Annotated in this window: 19 protein-coding genes and 1 pseudogene; 8 read left to right on the top strand and 12 right to left on the bottom strand. The window is 69.0% G+C overall.

Features of this window, described 5'->3' with window-relative positions:
* Nucleotides 1-105 precede the first annotated feature (105 nt).
* Entirely contained in the window at nucleotides 106-684 is a 579-nt protein-coding gene (locus AC07EJ_RS28125) for a dihydrofolate reductase family protein (RefSeq protein ID WP_389479440.1), read from the top strand.
* A 136-nt stretch (nucleotides 685-820) separates the two neighbouring features.
* Here AC07EJ_RS28125 and AC07EJ_RS28120 read toward each other — a convergent pair whose 3' ends face one another.
* Both AC07EJ_RS28120 and AC07EJ_RS28115 read right to left on the bottom strand, forming a co-directional pair.
* A complete protein-coding gene (locus AC07EJ_RS28120) occupies nucleotides 821-1,273 on the bottom strand; it encodes a hypothetical protein (RefSeq protein ID WP_478885288.1) in 453 nt (150 codons plus the stop codon).
* 663 nt (nucleotides 1,274-1,936) lie between these two features.
* Nucleotides 1,937-2,548: a helix-turn-helix domain-containing protein gene (locus AC07EJ_RS28115; protein ID WP_389479435.1), complete on the bottom strand. Its 612-nt coding sequence runs from the start codon at nucleotides 2,546-2,548 to the stop codon at nucleotides 1,937-1,939.
* A gap of 98 nt (nucleotides 2,549-2,646) precedes the next feature.
* Between AC07EJ_RS28115 and AC07EJ_RS28110 the strand changes: the two genes are divergently transcribed.
* From AC07EJ_RS28110 to AC07EJ_RS28095, 4 genes are all read left to right on the top strand, one after another.
* A complete protein-coding gene (locus tag AC07EJ_RS28110) occupies nucleotides 2,647-3,663 on the top strand; it encodes an NAD(P)/FAD-dependent oxidoreductase (RefSeq protein WP_478885287.1) in 1,017 nt (338 codons plus the stop codon).
* 193 nt (nucleotides 3,664-3,856) lie between these two features.
* On the top strand, nucleotides 3,857-4,012 hold the full coding sequence (locus tag AC07EJ_RS28105) for a hypothetical protein (RefSeq protein WP_389479429.1): 156 nt from the start codon (nucleotides 3,857-3,859) through the stop codon (nucleotides 4,010-4,012).
* The gene (locus AC07EJ_RS28100) at nucleotides 4,009-4,401 is read left to right on the top strand and encodes a hypothetical protein (RefSeq protein WP_478885286.1); all 393 of its coding nucleotides are present in this window, start codon (nucleotides 4,009-4,011) and stop codon (nucleotides 4,399-4,401) included. Before AC07EJ_RS28105 ends, AC07EJ_RS28100 begins: the two co-directional genes overlap by 4 nt.
* Before the next feature lie 235 nt (nucleotides 4,402-4,636).
* Nucleotides 4,637-4,957 (top strand): hypothetical protein, encoded by a 321-nt coding sequence (locus tag AC07EJ_RS28095; RefSeq protein WP_389479420.1) that lies wholly within the window; start codon nucleotides 4,637-4,639, stop codon nucleotides 4,955-4,957.
* Between the two features lie 8 nt (nucleotides 4,958-4,965).
* Here AC07EJ_RS28095 and AC07EJ_RS28090 read toward each other — a convergent pair whose 3' ends face one another.
* Nucleotides 4,966-6,468: an ISL3 family transposase gene (locus AC07EJ_RS28090; RefSeq protein ID WP_478885344.1), complete on the bottom strand. Its 1,503-nt coding sequence runs from the start codon at nucleotides 6,466-6,468 to the stop codon at nucleotides 4,966-4,968.
* Between the two features lie 269 nt (nucleotides 6,469-6,737).
* Nucleotides 6,738-7,667, bottom strand: coding sequence for an NADP-dependent oxidoreductase (locus AC07EJ_RS28085; protein ID WP_478885285.1), 930 nt, complete (start codon nucleotides 7,665-7,667; stop codon nucleotides 6,738-6,740).
* A gap of 391 nt (nucleotides 7,668-8,058) precedes the next feature.
* Between AC07EJ_RS28085 and AC07EJ_RS28080 the strand changes: the two genes are divergently transcribed.
* Nucleotides 8,059-8,466, top strand: coding sequence for a YciI family protein (locus AC07EJ_RS28080; protein WP_478885284.1), 408 nt, complete (start codon nucleotides 8,059-8,061; stop codon nucleotides 8,464-8,466).
* 17 nt (nucleotides 8,467-8,483) lie between these two features.
* On the top strand, nucleotides 8,484-9,629 hold the full coding sequence (locus AC07EJ_RS28075) for an RNA polymerase sigma factor (RefSeq protein WP_478885343.1): 1,146 nt from the start codon (nucleotides 8,484-8,486) through the stop codon (nucleotides 9,627-9,629).
* Between the two features lie 129 nt (nucleotides 9,630-9,758).
* On the opposite strand, the gene AC07EJ_RS28070 is transcribed toward AC07EJ_RS28075, so the two are convergent.
* Nucleotides 9,759-10,988 (bottom strand): MalY/PatB family protein, encoded by a 1,230-nt coding sequence (locus tag AC07EJ_RS28070; RefSeq protein ID WP_478885283.1) that lies wholly within the window; start codon nucleotides 10,986-10,988, stop codon nucleotides 9,759-9,761.
* A 38-nt stretch (nucleotides 10,989-11,026) separates the two neighbouring features.
* Between AC07EJ_RS28070 and AC07EJ_RS28065 the strand changes: the two are divergent.
* Nucleotides 11,027-11,137 (top strand): annotated as a pseudogene (locus AC07EJ_RS28065) (winged helix-turn-helix transcriptional regulator); the annotation flags it as partial.
* A 132-nt stretch (nucleotides 11,138-11,269) separates the two neighbouring features.
* On the opposite strand, the gene hypE reads toward AC07EJ_RS28065, so the two are convergent.
* The 7 genes from hypE to AC07EJ_RS28030 form a co-directional block, all read right to left on the bottom strand.
* Nucleotides 11,270-12,358 (bottom strand): hydrogenase expression/formation protein HypE, encoded by a 1,089-nt coding sequence (gene hypE, locus AC07EJ_RS28060; RefSeq protein WP_393583869.1) that lies wholly within the window; start codon nucleotides 12,356-12,358, stop codon nucleotides 11,270-11,272.
* Nucleotides 12,351-13,475 (bottom strand): hydrogenase formation protein HypD, encoded by a 1,125-nt coding sequence (hypD, locus tag AC07EJ_RS28055; RefSeq protein ID WP_389479407.1) that lies wholly within the window; start codon nucleotides 13,473-13,475, stop codon nucleotides 12,351-12,353. Before hypD ends, hypE begins: the two co-directional genes overlap by 8 nt.
* Complete coding sequence (locus AC07EJ_RS28050) at nucleotides 13,472-13,792, bottom strand: HypC/HybG/HupF family hydrogenase formation chaperone (protein WP_362907248.1); 321 nt, start codon at nucleotides 13,790-13,792, stop codon at nucleotides 13,472-13,474. The genes hypD and AC07EJ_RS28050 overlap by 4 nt, the downstream gene beginning before the upstream one ends.
* A 48-nt stretch (nucleotides 13,793-13,840) precedes the next feature.
* Nucleotides 13,841-16,213, bottom strand: coding sequence for a carbamoyltransferase HypF (gene hypF / locus AC07EJ_RS28045; protein ID WP_478885282.1), 2,373 nt, complete (start codon nucleotides 16,211-16,213; stop codon nucleotides 13,841-13,843).
* Nucleotides 16,210-16,953 carry a hydrogenase nickel incorporation protein HypB gene (gene hypB, locus AC07EJ_RS28040; protein WP_389479401.1) on the bottom strand — a complete coding sequence of 248 codons (744 nt, stop codon included), beginning with the start codon at nucleotides 16,951-16,953 and terminating at the stop codon, nucleotides 16,210-16,212. Before hypB ends, hypF begins: the two co-directional genes overlap by 4 nt.
* 3 nt (nucleotides 16,954-16,956) lie before the next feature.
* Nucleotides 16,957-17,352, bottom strand: coding sequence for a hydrogenase maturation nickel metallochaperone HypA/HybF (locus AC07EJ_RS28035; protein WP_389479398.1), 396 nt, complete (start codon nucleotides 17,350-17,352; stop codon nucleotides 16,957-16,959).
* 132 nt (nucleotides 17,353-17,484) lie between these two features.
* Entirely contained in the window at nucleotides 17,485-17,592 is a 108-nt protein-coding gene (locus tag AC07EJ_RS28030) for a DUF6893 family small protein (protein WP_389479395.1), read from the bottom strand.
* Nucleotides 17,593-17,597: the final 5 nt, after the last annotated feature.

Genomic DNA, 17,597 nt, shown 5'->3' with positions numbered 1-17,597 from the left:
TTCCTGTGGCCACCGACGAGGACAGGAGTCCCAGGGCGATGAGTCTCGCCGTGGTTGCCGGTCTGTACAAGCAACACGCGATCAGCCGCACTCGAGGAGAGCATCATGACCGCCACCTATACATTCGACGTCTTTTCCAGCCTGGACGGCTTCGGCGCCGCCGGCGGCAACTGGACCGGCTACTGGGGCAAGCAAGGCCCCGAACTCCTCGACCACCGCCTCTCCCTGTACCGGGAGGAGCAGCGGATGGTCTTCGGGGCCAACACGTATCGGGCTTTCGCGCGGATGCTGGCCTCGAGCACCGAGGAGTCCGATGTGCGTGACCCTTGGGTCACACGGATGAGGAGCCTGCCGGCAACGGTGGTGTCCACCACACTGGAAGGCCCCCTCGACTGGCCGGTGGCGAACGTAGTGAGCGGCGACGCCGTCGACGTCGTCGCTCGCCTCAAAGAGGAGTCCGACGTACCGTTGCGTTCGCACGGCAGCCTGTCGATGAACCGGGCCTTGATGGCCGCCGGTCTGGTCGACCGGGTCCAGGTGACGATCTTCCCTGTGATCACCGGTCAGACCGGGCTGGAACCGATCTTCCAGGGTGCGGCCGACTTCGACCTCGAGCTGGTCGAGCACCGGACGCTCGACGACCACATCCAAGAACTCATCTACCGACCCACCTTGCACGTCTGAGTCACTTCCGTGCACCCCACTGCAGTGGTGAATTCATCGGGTGCACATCGGATCGGGACAGTTTCGGTGCAAGAAACGCGGTGTGCGGTCCCGGCTCCGACCGGGCCGCACACCGTGCTCTCAACCACTCGGAGCGTCAACGTCCCCCGCCGCCGCCGCCACCGTGGCCGCCACCGCCGCCGCCACCGCCGTGGCCACCGCCACCGCCGCCGCCACCGTAGCCGCCGCCACCGCCGTGGCCGCCGCCACCGTAGCCGCCGCCACCATGGTCGCCGCCACCGTAGCCGCCGCCACCGCGACCATAGTCGCCGCGGTCATGGTTGTTGTACCGGTTGTTGTCGTACCGGTTGTTGTACCGGTTGTTGTCGTACCGGTTGTTGTACCGGTTGTTGTGGTGACGGTTGTAGTTGCAGTCGTCGTTGTTCCACCAGCTGTGACCGCGATTGTTGTTGTAGCAATCGCTGTAGCCGGAGTCGTGGTGACCGGAGTTGGCCGAGGCCGTCCCCGCTGCACCGATCGCGGCGCCACCGGCCAGCAGAACTCCAGTGGCAGTCACCGCGAAGAGGCGCTTCACGCGAAGTGCTCGCATGAGATTTTTCTCCCTTCCATCGTCTCGCGTACCCGAACGCGAGATGGATGGCCGCACGCACAAGTTGGACAGAGCGCGCAGTCAATCTGTCACCGCTTTGGAAATGAGAAACACGCCGTGGCCATCCACCGACCGTATCGGCCGCGTACGGTTCCACGCGTGAACCCCGCAGCAGCAGTCACGCTGCCCGCCACGAGAAGACACGCCTATGTGGGCGCTTCTCCGGGTTACGGCTCTCAGTGACTAACGCTACTCCGTATCCGCCGCACGTCATCTTGAGAGGACAACATCTCGGCGTTGAATCCGGGCGAACCTGCTCGGCCAGCGCCTCACCGTCAGAAACCCGCTGGTGACATAGCCGTCTGCACATTTGCCAGATGTTCCGGCCGCCATGGCCGCACAGCCTTACGCCGGCGGCGCGGATGGAATGAACTCCCCGACAGGTCCATCCCCTTCCGCCCGCGCGGAGCCCGGCGCACCGCTTCCCCTGCAGCCCCTGCTGGCAGCGGTGACCAAGAGGTGCACGGGCTGCCGGTCAGTCACCGGACCTCGTCTCATGCGTCGTCGCCCGGACGTCACGATGCTGACTCCCGCCCGGCCTGCGATGGCGGTGAGGCGCTCGGCGAGAACTTCCGCACGCAGAACGCCTGCCGAGGCGGGAGGTCAGGGACGGGGGCCGCCTGGTTCGCAGTCGCCGCCGACGCCTTGGCTGCCGCTGTCCCGCTGGTGGCCGCGGCGGGCGTCACGGTCGAAGATGCCGAGGATCTCGCAGGGGCCGCCGTCGGCGCCGATGGCGTGCGGCAGCATGGTGGGGAATTCCGCGGCCTGGTTGGTCTCGACGCGGAAGCGGCGGTGGCCCAGCATGAGGATCGCGGTGCCCGACAGGACGACGAGCCATTCCCGGCCGGGGTGGGCTCGCATGCGTGAGGGGTTGTCCGGGGGCGGTTCGGTCATGCGCTGGCGCATGACGCTCATGCCCGGGTCGCCTTTCACGGCCCAGCGCATCAGGCCGTGGGCCGCGTCGATCACCGGGCTGGTGATGACGTCGTCGGAGGCGGTCTCCACCAGCTGGTCCAGAGATGTGTCGAGGACGCGGGCGAGGGTGACCAGCTGATCCAGTGCGAGGCGGCGCTGGCCGTTCTCGATGCGGGAGAGCGTGGACTGGCTGACCTTGGCGCGGGTGGCCAGCTCCTCGAGAGACCAGCCCTGTGCCACGCGCAGAGCGCGGATCCGTTTGCGTACGAGGCTGTCCAACTCGCCATCATTTTGCGTCATAGGCAACATCGTATGCCCCACATGCAAATGGGGGTTACGTTCGCCTACGAGGGCCCAGGAAGGGCCGGAGTCACGCCCGAGCGAAAGGGTGCAAGGACATGAAGGTGACGACGTCCGCGTACGCGACCGACACACTCCCCCACACGACGGTCGACGTCGTGGTGATCGGCGGCGGTGCCGCGGGGCTGAACGGAGCACTGATGCTCGCCCGTTCCCGGCGCTCGGTCGTCGTGATCGACAGCGGCATGCCCCGCAACGCGCCCGCCGAAGCCATGCACGGATTCATCGTGCTGGACGGCATCCCGCCCGCCGAGCTGCTCGCGCAGGGCCGGGAGCAGGTGCGCCACTACGGCGGGCGGGTTGTCCTCGGCGAGGTGGCCTCCGCCGAGCCTGTCTCCCCCAGTCGCGACGGTGACCTGCGTTTCGCGGTCACTCTGACCGACGGCCGCACCCTGACGGCGCGCCGCGTGCTGGTGGCCACCGGTTTGCGGGACGTCCTGCCCGATGTGCCCGGCCTCGCCGAGCACTGGGGGCACAGCGTGGTGCACTGCCCGTACTGCCACGGCTGGGAGGTGCGCGACGAGCCCATCGGCGTGCTCGCCACCGGCCCCGCCTCGGTCCACCACGCGCTGCTGTTCCGCCAACTGACCGAGGATCTGGTCTACTTCAGCCGCGGCACGGAGCTGGACGAGGACACCCGCGCGCGCTTCGCAGCCCGCAACATCCGCATCGTCGACACCCCGGTGCAGGACGTCGTGAAGAGCGAGAACGGCGGCATCGCCGGGGTGCGTCTGGCCGACGGCACGTTCACGGCCCGCCGCTTCCTCGCGGTCGCCACCCGGATGCAGGCCCGCGCCGAGGGCCTCGACGGCCTGCAGTTGCCGATGGAGGATCTGCCCGACAGCATGGGCCGCCGCTTCGCCTCCGGCCTGGCCGGCGCCACCGAGGTGCCGGGCGTGTGGGCGGCCGGCAACGCCACGGACCTGACGGCCCAGGTGGGCGCTTCCGCCGCGGCGGGTGCTCTGGCCGGCGCCCATATCAACGCCCACCTGGCCACCGCCGACACCGACGCGGCCCTCGCCGCAGCACAGGGCGACACCACGATCACCGTCTGACACGCGGGGCGCGCGAGGGCCCACGGCACATCACACGACGCGCCCGACAGCCGCGCCCGCCTCATTCACCCGGCGACCGGCCATGTTCCGACGCCGACTCCGACTGCCCCTCGCTGCATCCATATGCCTCTGAGTCGATCCGTATACCCCCTTATAAGAGGAGGCACATGAGCACGAAATAAGAGGGAGGTCCATGAGTACGAACCAGCCTCCGCAGCTGCCGGCCGTTGACGGGAGCAGCGCCGCCCGCGGCCACGGAGCGCCTGGTGCACGTCAGCTGTGCGCGATCCTGATCGCCGTCTCCATAGCGCTGATGGCCGTCATCGACTCGGTGTCCGGGCCGGGGTGAGCAAGGCGGCTGTCGAAGCCCTCGGGCGGTTGTACGCCGACAAGTTCGGACTGTCCGTTGTCTGCCTGCGTATCGGCAGCTTCGAGCAGGTGCCGTCCGACCCGCGACATCTGGCGACCTGGCTGAGCCCACGAGACGCCGTCGGCTACATCCGGGCCGCACTGGCCGCACCGACCTCGATCCGTTTCGCCATCACGTACGCCGTCTCCGCCAACACCCGCCGCTTCTGGGAACTCCCAGACCCGACGGATCTGGCCTACACCCCCGTCGACAACGCCAAACTCCACGCCGCGGACATCCCCGGGGCGGATCTCCCCGCCGACCCGGTCGCACCCCAGGCCGGCCCTTACGCATTGCCCGAGTTCACCCTCAAACACCTGCAGCCCTGACGCATACAGCCATCACGTGAACGTGTGCTCACAGCGCCTCCTCCTGAGGAACTACGAGCAAGGGCGGGGATATTCAGGGCTCTGACCGCGATTGCGTGATGGCCGAAAGCGCGGCGAAGGGGTGTATGCCAGAGTGAGAACTATGACCCGTTGCGAGTTTGATGACGAGCTGACCCCATTCCTTCAGGGGTCTACTTCTGCATCGTGGTCTGTCAGAGCGGCCTCAGGCCGGCGTTTGGCAGCCGTCGCGGAGGTTCCCGAAGTAGCCGAGGTCCTGCACCGGCTGTTGCTGGATGGTCGCGACACTTTCGTCACTCAAGAGACGGCCGAGGCTCTACTCGGACGCTGGGACGTGCTTGGTCTGCGCATGGTCCTGGCCGCGCTCGCCAGCGCGGATGACGACACTGGCGATCACCTCGATGCTGCAATCCTCAACGTCTGCGGTCAGTCCCAGGAGGACGGGGAACGGCTCGCGGGACTGTGCTCAGCGTTGACATCGGATGCGGATACCGCCGTAAGCGGCGAAGCCCGCAGGATCCTCGAACCACTGCGGTGACCTGCCCACTACTCGCCCTGAGTAAGGATCCGGGTCCGGAGGAGCGTGAAGGAGGCCCGGCCGTACATGGCTCTCTTGAGCGTCTTGACCCTGTTCACGTGGCCTTCGACGACGCCTGAACTCCAGGTGAGGGTGAGTCCGGCGGTGACGGCGTCGAGGTCTTGGCGAAGGAAGCCGGCGAAACCGCTCATCGGTTTCGGGGCGTCTCGCTCGGCCTGGCGGATCCATTCGAGCAGGAAGGATCCTCTGCGGTTGCGGACGAGGTCAGTGAAGGCTCGGGCGAGGTCGCAGGCCCGGGTGATGTCGGGGCAGGCGAGCCTGACTTCCAGCAGTCGCTCCTCCTGCAGGTCGGTGAGGGTCTCGCGAGGGCGCATGATCCAGCCGGTGATCTTCCGGGGGCTGGGGATGTCGGCCCGCACGGGTTCGGCGTTGCCGGCACGGAGGGCGGCGAGGTGTTTGCGGACGACCTGGCGGCTGCCACGGTAGCCACGTTCTCGGATTTCGAGGAAAAGGCGGCTGCCGCTGACCTGGCCGAGGGCTTCGGTGAACCGGGTGTTGAGGTACGGCTTGAACGGCTCCAGTACGCCTGCCGGGCGGCGTTCGCGGGCGGAGACGAGGAGTTGGTCGAGGTCGGTATCGCGGAAGCGCCGTACGGTTTTGCGGTCGAGGTTGAGGCGGCGGGCGATGGCGCTGATGGTCCAGCCGGCAGCCACGAGGCGGTGAATGTCCGCGTGCCGGTGACGGGTCCGTTCAATGATCTGTGTCCGGGGCGGTTCGTGCAGTGGGAGGTTCATCAGCGGTGGCGCCGCAGGCATGCGGCCGGAGTCCTCGTCGGCACGTTTCCGCAGGCAGGCGCGGTGCTGGTGACAGGTCTTGTCGACTGCTGCGGCCAGGTTCTGGAGCAGGTGCCAGCGGTCCGCAACTTCGAGGACGTGTGGTGCGGCTTCTTTGACGGCGCGAGTGTAGGCGCTGGCGCGGTCACGGCAGATGACCTCGGCGCCCGGGTGTTCGCGCAGCCAGTTGGCGAAGGTCTCCGAGGTGCGGTCGGGCAGGACGTCGATGACCTGCCCGGCTTCCACGTCGACGAGGAGGGTTCCGTAAGTTCGCCCCTTGCGGAAGGCGAACTCGTCTACACCCAGGACTCGCGGGGACCCCTCCGGCACCGGTGGCGATTCCAGCAGTTCAAGGAGGCGGCTGCGGCCCGCGTCGAGAGACAACTTGCGGCACAGCCGTTCTCCCGGGCGGCCGCCGAGTTCGACCGCGACCGCGTGGAGCCACCTTTTCAAGCCGATGCTGGAGCGGCGATAGCGTTCACTCAGCCCGCTGACCTGCTCAACGAACGTCTTCCTCCGGCATGAGGACCGGTCACAGAAGAAACGCCGCACCCGCAGCCTGACCTGCACCCTTCGCCCCGCCATCGGCCGCTCGGCCAGACCGCGCTCATACGAGGAGTGCACACGGCGGGCACGAGCCCGGCAGCCGGGACATCTCGGTGCCGGGCCGCATGCCACAGCAACCACGACCAGAGACTCCGCGATGAAGTCCACTCGCTCCAACCGCACATCGATTTCCGGGAACAGCACATCTTCCAGCGAACAGACCCCCACAACCGAGAGATCCCCTGACGAAACGTTCCCGCACACACCTCGCTGACCTGGAGATTCACGAAACTCCGGTCAGAGCCATATTCAGAGAGCACCGTCACGGGCCGATACTCGACGGAGGCTGTCGCCCGGGGCGAGCAGACCGGTCAGCGCCGCAGTCGCCCCCCGCCCCGTCCTCATGCATCATCCGCACCTGCATGCGGAGGGTCGACCACCAGCACGAGCTTCCCGCGCACGTGGCCGTCCTCACCGACGCGGTGCGCCTCAGCGATCTGGGCGAGCGGGAAGGTCTGCACGGCCGGGAGCGAGAAGCGCCCGGATTCGATCAACTCACCGATCTCGCCGAGCACATGGAGGGCACGACCGGAATCCCCCCTGCTGAACCTCACCCCGTACTCCTGCGCGCCGGCGAAGTCGGCGATCGTCACGACGTGTTCCGGGCCGCCGGCGAGCCCGATGAGTTCGGGCAGGACGCCGCTCCCTGCGATGTCGAGCGCGAGGTCGGCACCGTCGGGCGCGAGTGCGCGAACCCGGTCGACGAGGCCCGCCCCGTAGGCGACGGGCTCCGCCCCCAGCGATCGAAGGTAGTCGTGGTTGGCCGGACCGGCGGTGCCGATCACGCGTGCGCCGCGCGCCACGGCGAGCTGAGCCACGGCGCTGCCGACGCTTCCGGAGGCACCGTTGATGAGCAGCGTGCTGCCGTTCGCGACACCGAGCTGGTCGATCGCGCGCATCGCCGTCTCGATCGCGGCCGGCAGCGCGGCAGCCGCCGGGAAGTCGAGCGACGGGGGGATCGGCGCGTAGTGGGACAGCACCGTCAGCTCGGCCTGGGCCGCACCCTCGGCGGAGAATCCGAACACGCGATCCCCGACGGCCACATCCTGGACGCCCTCGCCGAGCTCGTCGACGACGCCCGCAGCCTCGTAGCCCAAGGTCTGCGGGAGCTCCTCGTCCATCAGGCCCTTGCGCTTCTTCCAGTCGCTCGCGTTGATCCCCGCAGCGCGCACCGTAATCCTGACCTGGCCGGAACCCGGATGCGGATCGGGCAGATCCACGATCTCGAGGACTTCCGGGCCCCCGAACCGGCTGAAACGGACTGCCTTCATCTTTCGCTCCGATCTCGGCGCAGGGTGTCGCGGTTACTGCGCGTACGACAGCCTGCCGGCCTCGCGCGCCGGACCCGAACTCTCGCATACGTCGCGAGATCGGCTCCCCGCTGTACGTCACCGGCCGCAGGCGACGCGCACCTCAGGCGCGGCGTCATCGTCCAGTACGACCCGCACCCCACGGGCTGGACGGGTGCCGCATCCCTGACCGCTTCCGGGTCGCCGTTCGCGAGGACCATCGGGGCCTCACGGACCGCCGGCAGCACTCAGTTCGAAACTCATTTACGAGAGCCCAAAAATATCGGGCGGCGATGTCGAGAACCCGTGGCTGGCTCCGTCCCCGTAGTGAACGCGGCCAGAATGGGTCGCACCAGTGACGAGGAGAAACCCGATGGCCAAGTACCTGCTGCTCAAGCACTACCGGGGCGCCCCGGCGGCGGTCAACGACGTGCCTATGGACCAGTGGACGCCGGACGAGATCTCGGCCCACCTGCAGTACATGAACGACTTCGCGGCCCGGCTGGAGAAGACGGGCGAGTACGTCGACAGCCAGGCGCTCGCCCCCGAGGGGACGTTCGTCCGCTACGACGGCGAGGGGCGACCGCCGGTCACCGACGGGCCGTTCGCCGAGACCAAGGACGTCATCGCCGGCTGGATGGTGATCGACGTCGACAGCTACGAACGCGCCGTTGAGTTGGCCGGGGAGCTGTCGGCCGCACCCGGTGCGGGCGGCAAGCCGATCCACGAGTGGCTGGAGCTGCGCCCGTTCTACGGCGTGCAGCCCACCATCACGGAGTGACCTCTCAGGTGACTCGGATGGACGAGGCCCTGCTGAGGAGCCTCACGCCGAGCGTTCTCGCCGTCCTCGTCCGCCGCGGAGCCGACTTCGCGGCGGCCGAGGACGCCGTGCAGGACGCGCTCGTCGAGGCGCTCCGTGTCTGGCCGGCCGACCCACCCCGGGATGCGAAGGGCTGGCTGGTCACCGTGGCCTGGCGCCGGTTTCTCGACGCGACCCGGGCGGACACCGCCCGCCGCAGGCGAGAGGACCTCGTCGACGGGGAACGGGCGCCCGGGCCCGCACCCGCGGTGGACGACACGCTCCAGCTCTACTTCCTGTGCGCCCACCCGTCGCTGACGCCGTCGTCCGCGGTCGCGCTCACGCTGCGCGCCGTCGGTGGGCTGACCACACGCCAGATCGCCCAGGCCTACCTCGTGCCCGAGGCGACCATGGCGCAGCGCATCAGCCGGGCCAAGCGCACCGTCTACGACGTGCGATTCGACCAGGCCGGCGACGTCGCCACCGTGCTGCGCGTCCTCTACCTGGTCTTCAACGAGGGTTACTCCGGCGACGTCGACCTCGCCGCCGAGGCCATCCGGCTCACCCGGCTGCTCGCGGCCACGATCGACCACCCCGAGGTGGCGGGGCTGCTCGCCCTCATGCTGCTCCACCACGCCCGGCGAGCCGCCCGGACCGCGCCCGACGGCAGCCTGGTGCCGCTCGCCGAGCAGGACCGCAGCCGGTGGGACACCGAGTCGATCGCCGAGGGCGTCGAGATCCTGCAGGCGGCCCTCGCCCGCGACCGGCTCGGCGAGTTCCAGGCCCAGGCCGCCATCGCCGCACTCCACGCCGACGCGCCCGCCGCCGAGGAGACCGACTGGGTGCAGATCGTCGAGTGGTACGACGAGCTCGCGAGCCTGACCGACAGCCCGGTCGTCCGGCTCAACCGCGCGGTGGCCGTCGGCGAGGCCGACGGACCGCGCGCCGGCCTGACGGCGCTCGCGGCGCTGGACGAGTCACTGCCCCGCCACACCGCGGTGGCTGCGTATCTCCACGAGCGCGACGGCGACCTGGCGACGGCGGCATGGCTGTACGCCGAGGCGGCCCAGAAGGCACCCAACCTCGCCGAGCGCGACCACCTGACGCGCCAAGCCGCCCGGCTCAACGCCCGCCGAGGTCGCTGACGGGTCACACCCGGATGCTCCCCCGGCCCTTGGCGCGGCCCCGTGGCACCTAGGGCCTTTCCGTTTGGATCACGCCGGGCTCGCGGAACGGTGCGCATTCTCTGACGGGCAGTACGGTCTCTTGGCTTGTCAGGGTGTTTCGAGGCCGGACACCGCGGCGGCCATCCGGTCCACCGCGTCGCGAAGGATCGTCGATGAGGTGGCGAAGTTGATCCGCACGAACCCGGCGCCCCCGCTGCCGAACACGTGCCCTGAGCTCAACGCGACCCGCGCCTGGTCAAGGAACAGCTGAGCGGGGCCGGCGATGTCACTCACCACGGGAGCGGCAGTGGGCGCCAGCGTCGTAGGGAGGCCGAGGGAGCGGCAGTCGAGCCAGGCGAGGTACGTCGCCTCCGGCCACATCAGGGCGAGCCCGGGAAGACGCTCGGCCACGAGGTCGGCGAGTAGCGCCCGGTTCGTGTCGAGACCGCGCAGCAGCGCGTCCAGCCAGGGCCGCCCCTCCTCGAAGGCGGCGGTGTGGGCGAGGACGCCGACGTGGCTGGGTCCGTGGCTGACCTCCTCCGGCAGCCGGTGCAGATCGTCGACGGCGTTCGGTCCGGCCACCAGCAGCGCCGCCTTCAGGCCGGCGAGATTCCAGGCCTTCGACGCGGAGTGCAGCGCGAACGCGTCCTTGGCTCCGGGGATGGTCAGGTAGGGGACGAACTCCGCACCGGACAGGACCAAGGGTGCGTGGATCTCGTCCGACACGACTCGCACTCCGAAGGACTTGGCCAGAGCGGCAACCGACATGAGTTCGGCTCTTGTGTGCACAGTTCCGGTCGGGTTGTGAGGATTGGCCAGCAGCAGGACGGTCCCTGCCGAGACGTGCTCGGCCGAGGCGAACGCTGCCCTGAGCGTCTCCATGTCGAGTCGGCCGTCGGGTCCGAGCGGTGCTTCGATCACCTTCCTGTCGGCGTGCGTGACAAAGGCGTAGAACGGCGGGTAGACGGGCGGGCACACCACCACGGCATCACCCGGAGTCGTGATCAGCCGCAGCGCCTCGACGATGCCCAGCATCACGTCGGGGACGATCGCGGTCCGCTCGACGTCGAAGTCCCGCCAGCCCCAGCGATCGGCGGCGAACGACTGAAGGGCACGGGCGTAGGCCCGGCCGCTGGGATAGCCGGTGTCCCCGGCTGCGATGGCCTCGTACACCCTGGCCACAACCGGCTCGGCGAGGAGCACGTCCATCTCGGCCACCCAGAGCGGCAGGACGTCAGCCGGAAAGGTCGTCCACTTCATGCTGGTCCGGGCCCGCAGCTGGTCGAGCGTCAACTGCTCGAGCGGGTTGGCGATCGACGGATCCATGTCGGATGGCATGGTCGTGATGCTAGCCACGCTCCGAGGCCGGGTCGATGGCGGCGCGGCACACCTTGGTCGCCGGCGGTGTCCTCGAATCCGTCCCCGCCTCGGACGGCAGCGCCTACCGCGAGCACGTACTGCCTCCGACGGGCAAGGCGCTCTCCCCCGAGCCGGAGTCCCGGTGCATGGGAACAGCCCAGACCGATGGATGAGGCGGCGGCGGTGCTCATCTCGGGCATCGCCGCCGCCGCGTCGTTCGTCGCGCTCCCCGTCCGGACTGGTCCGGACTGGTCCGACTGTCAGCAGATCCGCGGGAGTTGTTCACCGATCGGGAGGTCGACCACGCGCGTGCCGCCCAGGCCCGTGCGGGCGACCACCATGCCCGGATGCTCGGCGACGGCCTCACCGATGACTCTCGCGTTCGCACCCAGGGGGTGCGCCCGCATCGCTTCGAGTACCGCGTCCGCGTGTTCGCGCGGAACGAACGCCACGAGTTTGCCCTCGTTGGCCACATAGAGGGGGTCGAGGCCGAGGATGGCGCATGCGTTGGCCACGGCCGGCGGTACGGGAACGTCACCTTCCTTGATGACGACACCGGCACGGGAGGCGGCCGCGATCTCGTTGAGCGAGGCGGCCAGACCGCCCCGGGTGGGATCGCGCAGTACGTGGAGATCCCGCGTCACCGCCAGCATGGCGTCCACCAGGCCGCCCAGAGCCGCGGTGTCGCTCTCGATCTCCACACCGAATTCCAGGCCTTCACGCACGCTCATGATCGCCACTCCATGCACGCCGATGTCACCGCTGACGATGACGACGTCGCCGGGGACGACTCGCTGGGGGCGGAGATCCACACCGTCCGGGATGAGACCGATCCCGGCAGTGTTGATGAAGACTCCGTCTCCGTGACCGCTTTCGACGACCTTCGTGTCACCGGTCACCACCTCGACCCCGGCGCTCCGCGCGGCCACGCCGAGCGTCTCGGCAACCCGGGCGACGACGGACATCTCGACGCCCTCTTCCAGGATGAAGCCGCAGGACAGGTAGGCGGCCCGCGCGCCGCTCATCGCGAGGTCGTTGACCGTGCCGTTGACCGCGAGGTCGCCGATGCTGCCGCCCGGGAAGAACAGGGGCCTCACCACGTAGGAATCGGTGGAGAACGCCAGCCGGACGCCGCCGAGGGAGACGGCCGCGGAGTCGCCGAGTTGCGACAGCGTCGCGCCGCCGAAGGCGGGTGCGAAGATGTGCTGCACCAGTTCGGCGGACAGGGCCCCGCCCCCGCCGTGTCCCATCACGACCCTGGGGTGGTCGCGCAGCGGGGCGGGGCAGGTCCATGTGGTCAGGTCTGGAGCTGTCAGGTCTGGAGCTGTCAGTTCGGTGGTCTCAGGCAACGGGACTCGCCTCCAGCGGCGCGGTGGTGATGTCGAGGCGTCGGTACAGGTAGTAGGCGGCACACGCGCCCTCGCTCGAGACCATCGTGGCTCCGAGTGGATTGCGCGGTGTGCACGTGGTCCCGAAGGCAGGGCACTCGTTCGGCTTCAGCAGCCCTTGCAGAACCTCGCCGCTGCGGCACTCCGCGGGCTCACGGGTGTCGATGTCGCCCACCGAGAACCGGTGCTCGGCGTCGTACTCCCGATAGCGGGAGGACAGTCGCCAGCCGCTGTCCGGAATGACTCCGATGCCGCGCCAGGCCCGGTCGGTGCCCTCGAAGACGTCGGCCAGCATGGCTTGGGCCGCGGGGTTCCCCTCGGGCCGGACCGCGCGCGGATAGGCGTTGTCCACGGTGTGCTCGCCCCGCTCCAGTTGCAGCACGGTCCGGCGCACGCCTTCCAGGATGTCCAGCGGTTCGAAGCCGGTGACCACGATCGGGACTTCGTAGCGTTCCGCGAGCTCGGGATACTCGCCGACGCCCATCACGCTGCAGACGTGTCCAGCGGCGAGGAATCCCTGGACCCGGCAGTTCGGAGACTGCATGATCGCCTCGATGGCGGGCGGGACGCGCACGTGGGACACCAGCAGACTGAAGTTCTTGATGCCCAGCTTGCGTGCCTGATGGACCGTCATGGCGTTGGGGGGCGCGGTCGTTTCGAAGCCGATGCCGAAGAACACCACTTCGCGGTCGGGGTTCTGCTGGGCGATGCGCAGGGCGTCCAGCGGCGAGTACACCACTCGTACGTCGCCGCCCTCGCTGCGCACCTGGAAGAGGTCACGGCCGGTGCCGGGCACCCGGAGCATGTCGCCGAAGGAACAGAAGATCACTCCCGGGCGGGAGGCGATCTCCAGGGCCTTGTCGATGACCTCCAGGGGGGTGACGCACACGGGACACCCAGGCCCGTGGATCAACTCCACCTGATCGGGCAGGAGTTGGTCGATCCCATGTCGGATGATGGTGTGTGTCTGCCCGCCGCAGACCTCCATGAGGGCCCACGGCCTGGTCACCACGGAATGGATGTCGTCGAGCAGGCGCCGCGCCAGGTCCGGATCCTGGAACTCGTCGAGGTACTTCACTGCTGGGCCTCCTGCGGTACGTCCTCGCTGTCGGCCCACCGGGGTTCGCCCGCCTCGGCCGCAAGCTCCCACGGGTCGCCGAACTCCTCCTGGAGCATGCCGAGATTCGCGAAGAGTTCCAGCGTCTGTTTGGCCGATTCCTCGTCCAGCCTCTGCAGGGCGAACCCCACGTGGACGATGGCGTATTCGCCCACCTGAAGGTCCGGCAGGTACTCCAGGCACACCTCCTTGACCACCCCGCCGAAGTCGACAGTGGCCATGCGGGTGCCGTCGCGATCCTCGATTTCCGTCACTCTCCCGGGTACCGCCAGGCACATGGGGCCTCTCCTTACTGTGGTGGTCCATTGCGTCTTGCCGACTACGTGTCATCCGGCGGTCGCACGCCCCGCGATCATCAACTGCCCCAGCGACAGCCCTCCGTCGTTCGGCGGGACTTCTCCGGCGCGCAGCACAGTGAATCCGTCCTCCCTCAGCCCGCCCGCACAATCCGAGGACAGCAGGGCGTTGGCGAACACACCGCCGGTCAGGACTACGGTGTCGGTTCCATGACGGTCACGCGCCGTCGCACAGATCCGCCGCGCGAGGTCTGCCACTGCGGTGTGGAAGCGGGCGGCGACGACCTCCGGCGCCGTGCCCGCGCGAACGTCGTCGACCACGGCCCTCACGACCGGCCCGGGGTCGGCCGTCATCGGCTCCGAGGTGTCGGAACTCAGCGAGAACCGATAGCCGACGCCGTCCCCGGCTCCGGCCCCCTTCAGCACGGCCCCCTTCAACGCGGCCGCCTCCAGTTCGATGGCGGCCTGCGCCTCGTATCCGGCCAGGTGGCACACGCCTGCCAGTGAAGAGACCGCGTCGAAGAGCCGGCCCATGCTCGACGTCGGCACACAGTTCAGACTGCGCTCCAACTGCCTTGCCAGTACCCGTCGTTCGTCGTCCGGGCAGGCGGTCACGCTGGGCAGGTCGTCCGTCCAGGCGATGCCCGCTTCTCGCAGATGCGAGAGCGCCATCCGGTACGGGCGGTGCACGGAAGCGTCGCCGCCGGGCAGCGGCACGTACGACAGATGCCCGAGCCGCCGGTACCTCTCGTAGTCCGCGAGGAGGATTTCGCCGCCCCACACCGCCCCGTCGTCGCCGTATCCCGTGCCGTCGAACGCGATGCCGATCACAGGTCGGCTGCCGTCGAGGCCGTGCTCGGCCATGACCGCGGCGACATGAGCGTGGTGGTGCTGCACGCGCACGACCCGACGGGAGTTCGCGTGCCGCTGGGCCCACTGACCGGATCGGTAGCCGGGGTGCAGGTCGGCCGCCAGCAGTCCGGGCTTCACCCCCGTGATCGTTTCCAGCTGCTGTTCCGCGCGCCCGAAGGCTCGCTGAGTCTCCAGGTCGTCCATGTCCCCGATGTGCGCGGACAGCCAGGCCCTCCTGCCGTCGCCGAGACAGAACGTGTTCTTGAGGTCTCCCCCTACGGCGAGCGACGGCCTGACGGACACGGGCAGGGAGATCGGCAACGGGGCATAGCCACGGGCACGGCGCACGGTCATCCGTTCCCCGTCGCACACCCGCAGTACGGAGTCGTCGCAGGGTACGTGGATGGGGCGGTCGTGGGTGAGCCAGGCGTCGGCGATCGGCGACAGCCTCTCCTGTGCCTCCGCGTCGCCGGTGACGATGGGCTCACCGGCCATGTTGCCGCTGGTCATCACCAGCAGTCGCGGCCCGTCCGGGTCCCCTGGCAGGCCGAGCAGCAGGTGGTGCACCGGCGTGTACGGAAGCATGACACCCAGGTCGGGACTGCCCGGTGCCACCGCGTCGGAGATTCGGCACTCTTCTGACGAAGCATCAATTCGGCGTCGCAGCAGGGCGATGGGCCGGATGCCACCGGTGAGGAGTGCACGTTCGGCGGGACTGACGTGCACGAGGTGCTCGATGTCGGCGATGCTCTTCACCATCAGCGCGAACGGCTTGCCGCCACGTCCCTTGCGGCTGCGAAGTGCCGCCACGGCCCGGGAGTTCTCGGCGTCACAGGCGAGGTGGTAGCCGCCGAGACCCTTGACGGCGAGGATGGCACCGGCGCCCAGGAGCGCACGTGCCTCATGGATCGGATCGACATCAGTGGCGCGTCGCGGCGACGCGTACACGAGGCTCAGGCGCGGGCCGCAGGCATGGCAGGCGACGGGTTGGGCGTGGAATCGGCGGTCCCCGGGATCCGTGTACTCGCGTGTGCAGTCGGGGCACATCGGGAAGCCGGCCATGGTGGTGTGTGCTCGGTCGTAAGGGAGTCCGGTGACGATGGTGAAGCGCGGCCCGCAGTGCGTGCACGTGATGAACGGGTGACGGTGCCGGCGGTCCCCCGGGTCGGCCATTTCGGCGAGGCAGGCGGCACAGGTGGCCGTGTCCGGGGAGACCAATGTGCGTGACGGACCCTGCGACAGCGAGGCGATGATGGCGAATCCGCTGCCGCCGGCCGGCGGGACCTGCTCGTGCTCCACGGACTCCACCAGGGCCAGCGGCGGCGCCTGTTGAGCGATCCGGTCGCAGAAGGAGGCGACGGCCGAATGTGCTCCCTCGACCTCGGCGACGACACCGTGTTCGGTGTTCGTCACGTGCCCCGCCAGCTCCAGCGACGTGGCCAGGGTGTAGAGGAACGGGCGGAACCCGACGCCCTGGACGACACCTCGCACGGTGACCCGACGGCGCTGGACCTCCGGGGCGACGGCCGAGCCGGGCCGAAGTGTGCTCATGGGCGGGGTCGCGTCATGACGACGTCGTCCGCGTGGTGGTGATGCTCGTGCGGCTGTCCGGCCATGACCGGTACGTGGACAGCCCCGCCGTCCGCGACAGCCAGCGCACGATCGAGCAGAAGACCCACGCCGGTGCCCCGGCGGGCTGAGGTCAGTACCACCTCGACACCGGGATTGACCTGCTCGACGTTCGCACGGAACGCTTCCTGGTCGAACTCGACGGCATCGGCGATGTCGGCCTTGGTGACCACGACGAGGTTCGCGAGGCCGAAGGCTGTGGGGTACTTCAGCGGCTTGTCCTCGCCTTCGGTCACGGAGGCGAGGACGACTCGCAGGTCCTCTCCGAGGTCGTAGGAGGCCGGGCAGACCAGGTTCCCTACGTTCTCGACGAACAGCAGGCGGGTGTCCTCGGGAAGCCAGCCTTCCAGGTGACGCCCGAGCATCGAGGCTTCGAGGTGGCACAGCCCGTCAGTGAGTACCTGCTTGACCGGCACACCTGACCGGGCCAGGCGCCGGGCGTCGTTCTCCGTGGCGAGGTCGGCGGTCAGCGCCGCTGCCGACAGTCCGCGTTCACGCGAACGCAGGAGTTCGTTCTCCAGGAGAGCGGTCTTCCCGCTCCCGGGGCTGGACAGCAGATTGACCATCGTGGTTCCGCGGCCCGCGAGTTCGGCCCGCAGAGCGTGCGCGGTCGCGTCGTTCTTGGCAAGCACCGCCTGGTGCAGGTCCACGGTTCGGCACATGGCTCAACGCTCCTCGGAGATCGGTTCATGGGTTCGGTGGCGGGCCGGCTCTTCCTCCCACCGCACGCTGACGATCTGCAGCTCTCGGCCCGAGAGCAGTTCGGGCGTCGCCTCACCGCACCGCGGGCAGCAGAGTTGCGGCGGCATGCCCACAGCCCATTCGTCGGCGCAGGGTGAACAACGGGCTCGGCCGGGCACGAGGTCGGTGACCAGCTCGGCCCCCTCGAGGAGGGTGTCGGCGCAGGCCAGTTCGAAGCAGAAGGACAAGGCGTCCGGGACCACGCCGGCCAGTTCACCCACCTGCAGTCGCACCGAGGTGACCGCGGTGACCCCGCCGTTCCGGTCCGCCGCTTCCTGTACCTGGCCGACGACAGCCATGGCGATGGACATCTCGTGCATCGGTCTCCGTCCTGGCAGAGGCCGATCATGAGGCGGCCGCCGCTCGGCTCCATTACAGGACGCCCGTTGCCGTACGACCGTGGGGCTCGCCGACTCCTGTGTCCACGTGCACCGTTCGGTGCAGCGGGCTCCTTACATGCGCCTCATGCGCAGGTAACGCTGGACGTCGGGCACGATCTGCCGTGCCAGCGCGGCAAGTGCCACGACGGCGATGGCCGCACCGATGGCGGACTTCCTCATGGATC

Source organism: Streptomyces sp. NPDC045026 (assembly GCF_056432625.1).
Note: the sequence above shows the minus strand (reverse complement) of the source record. Positions and strands in the feature narration are given on the sequence as shown.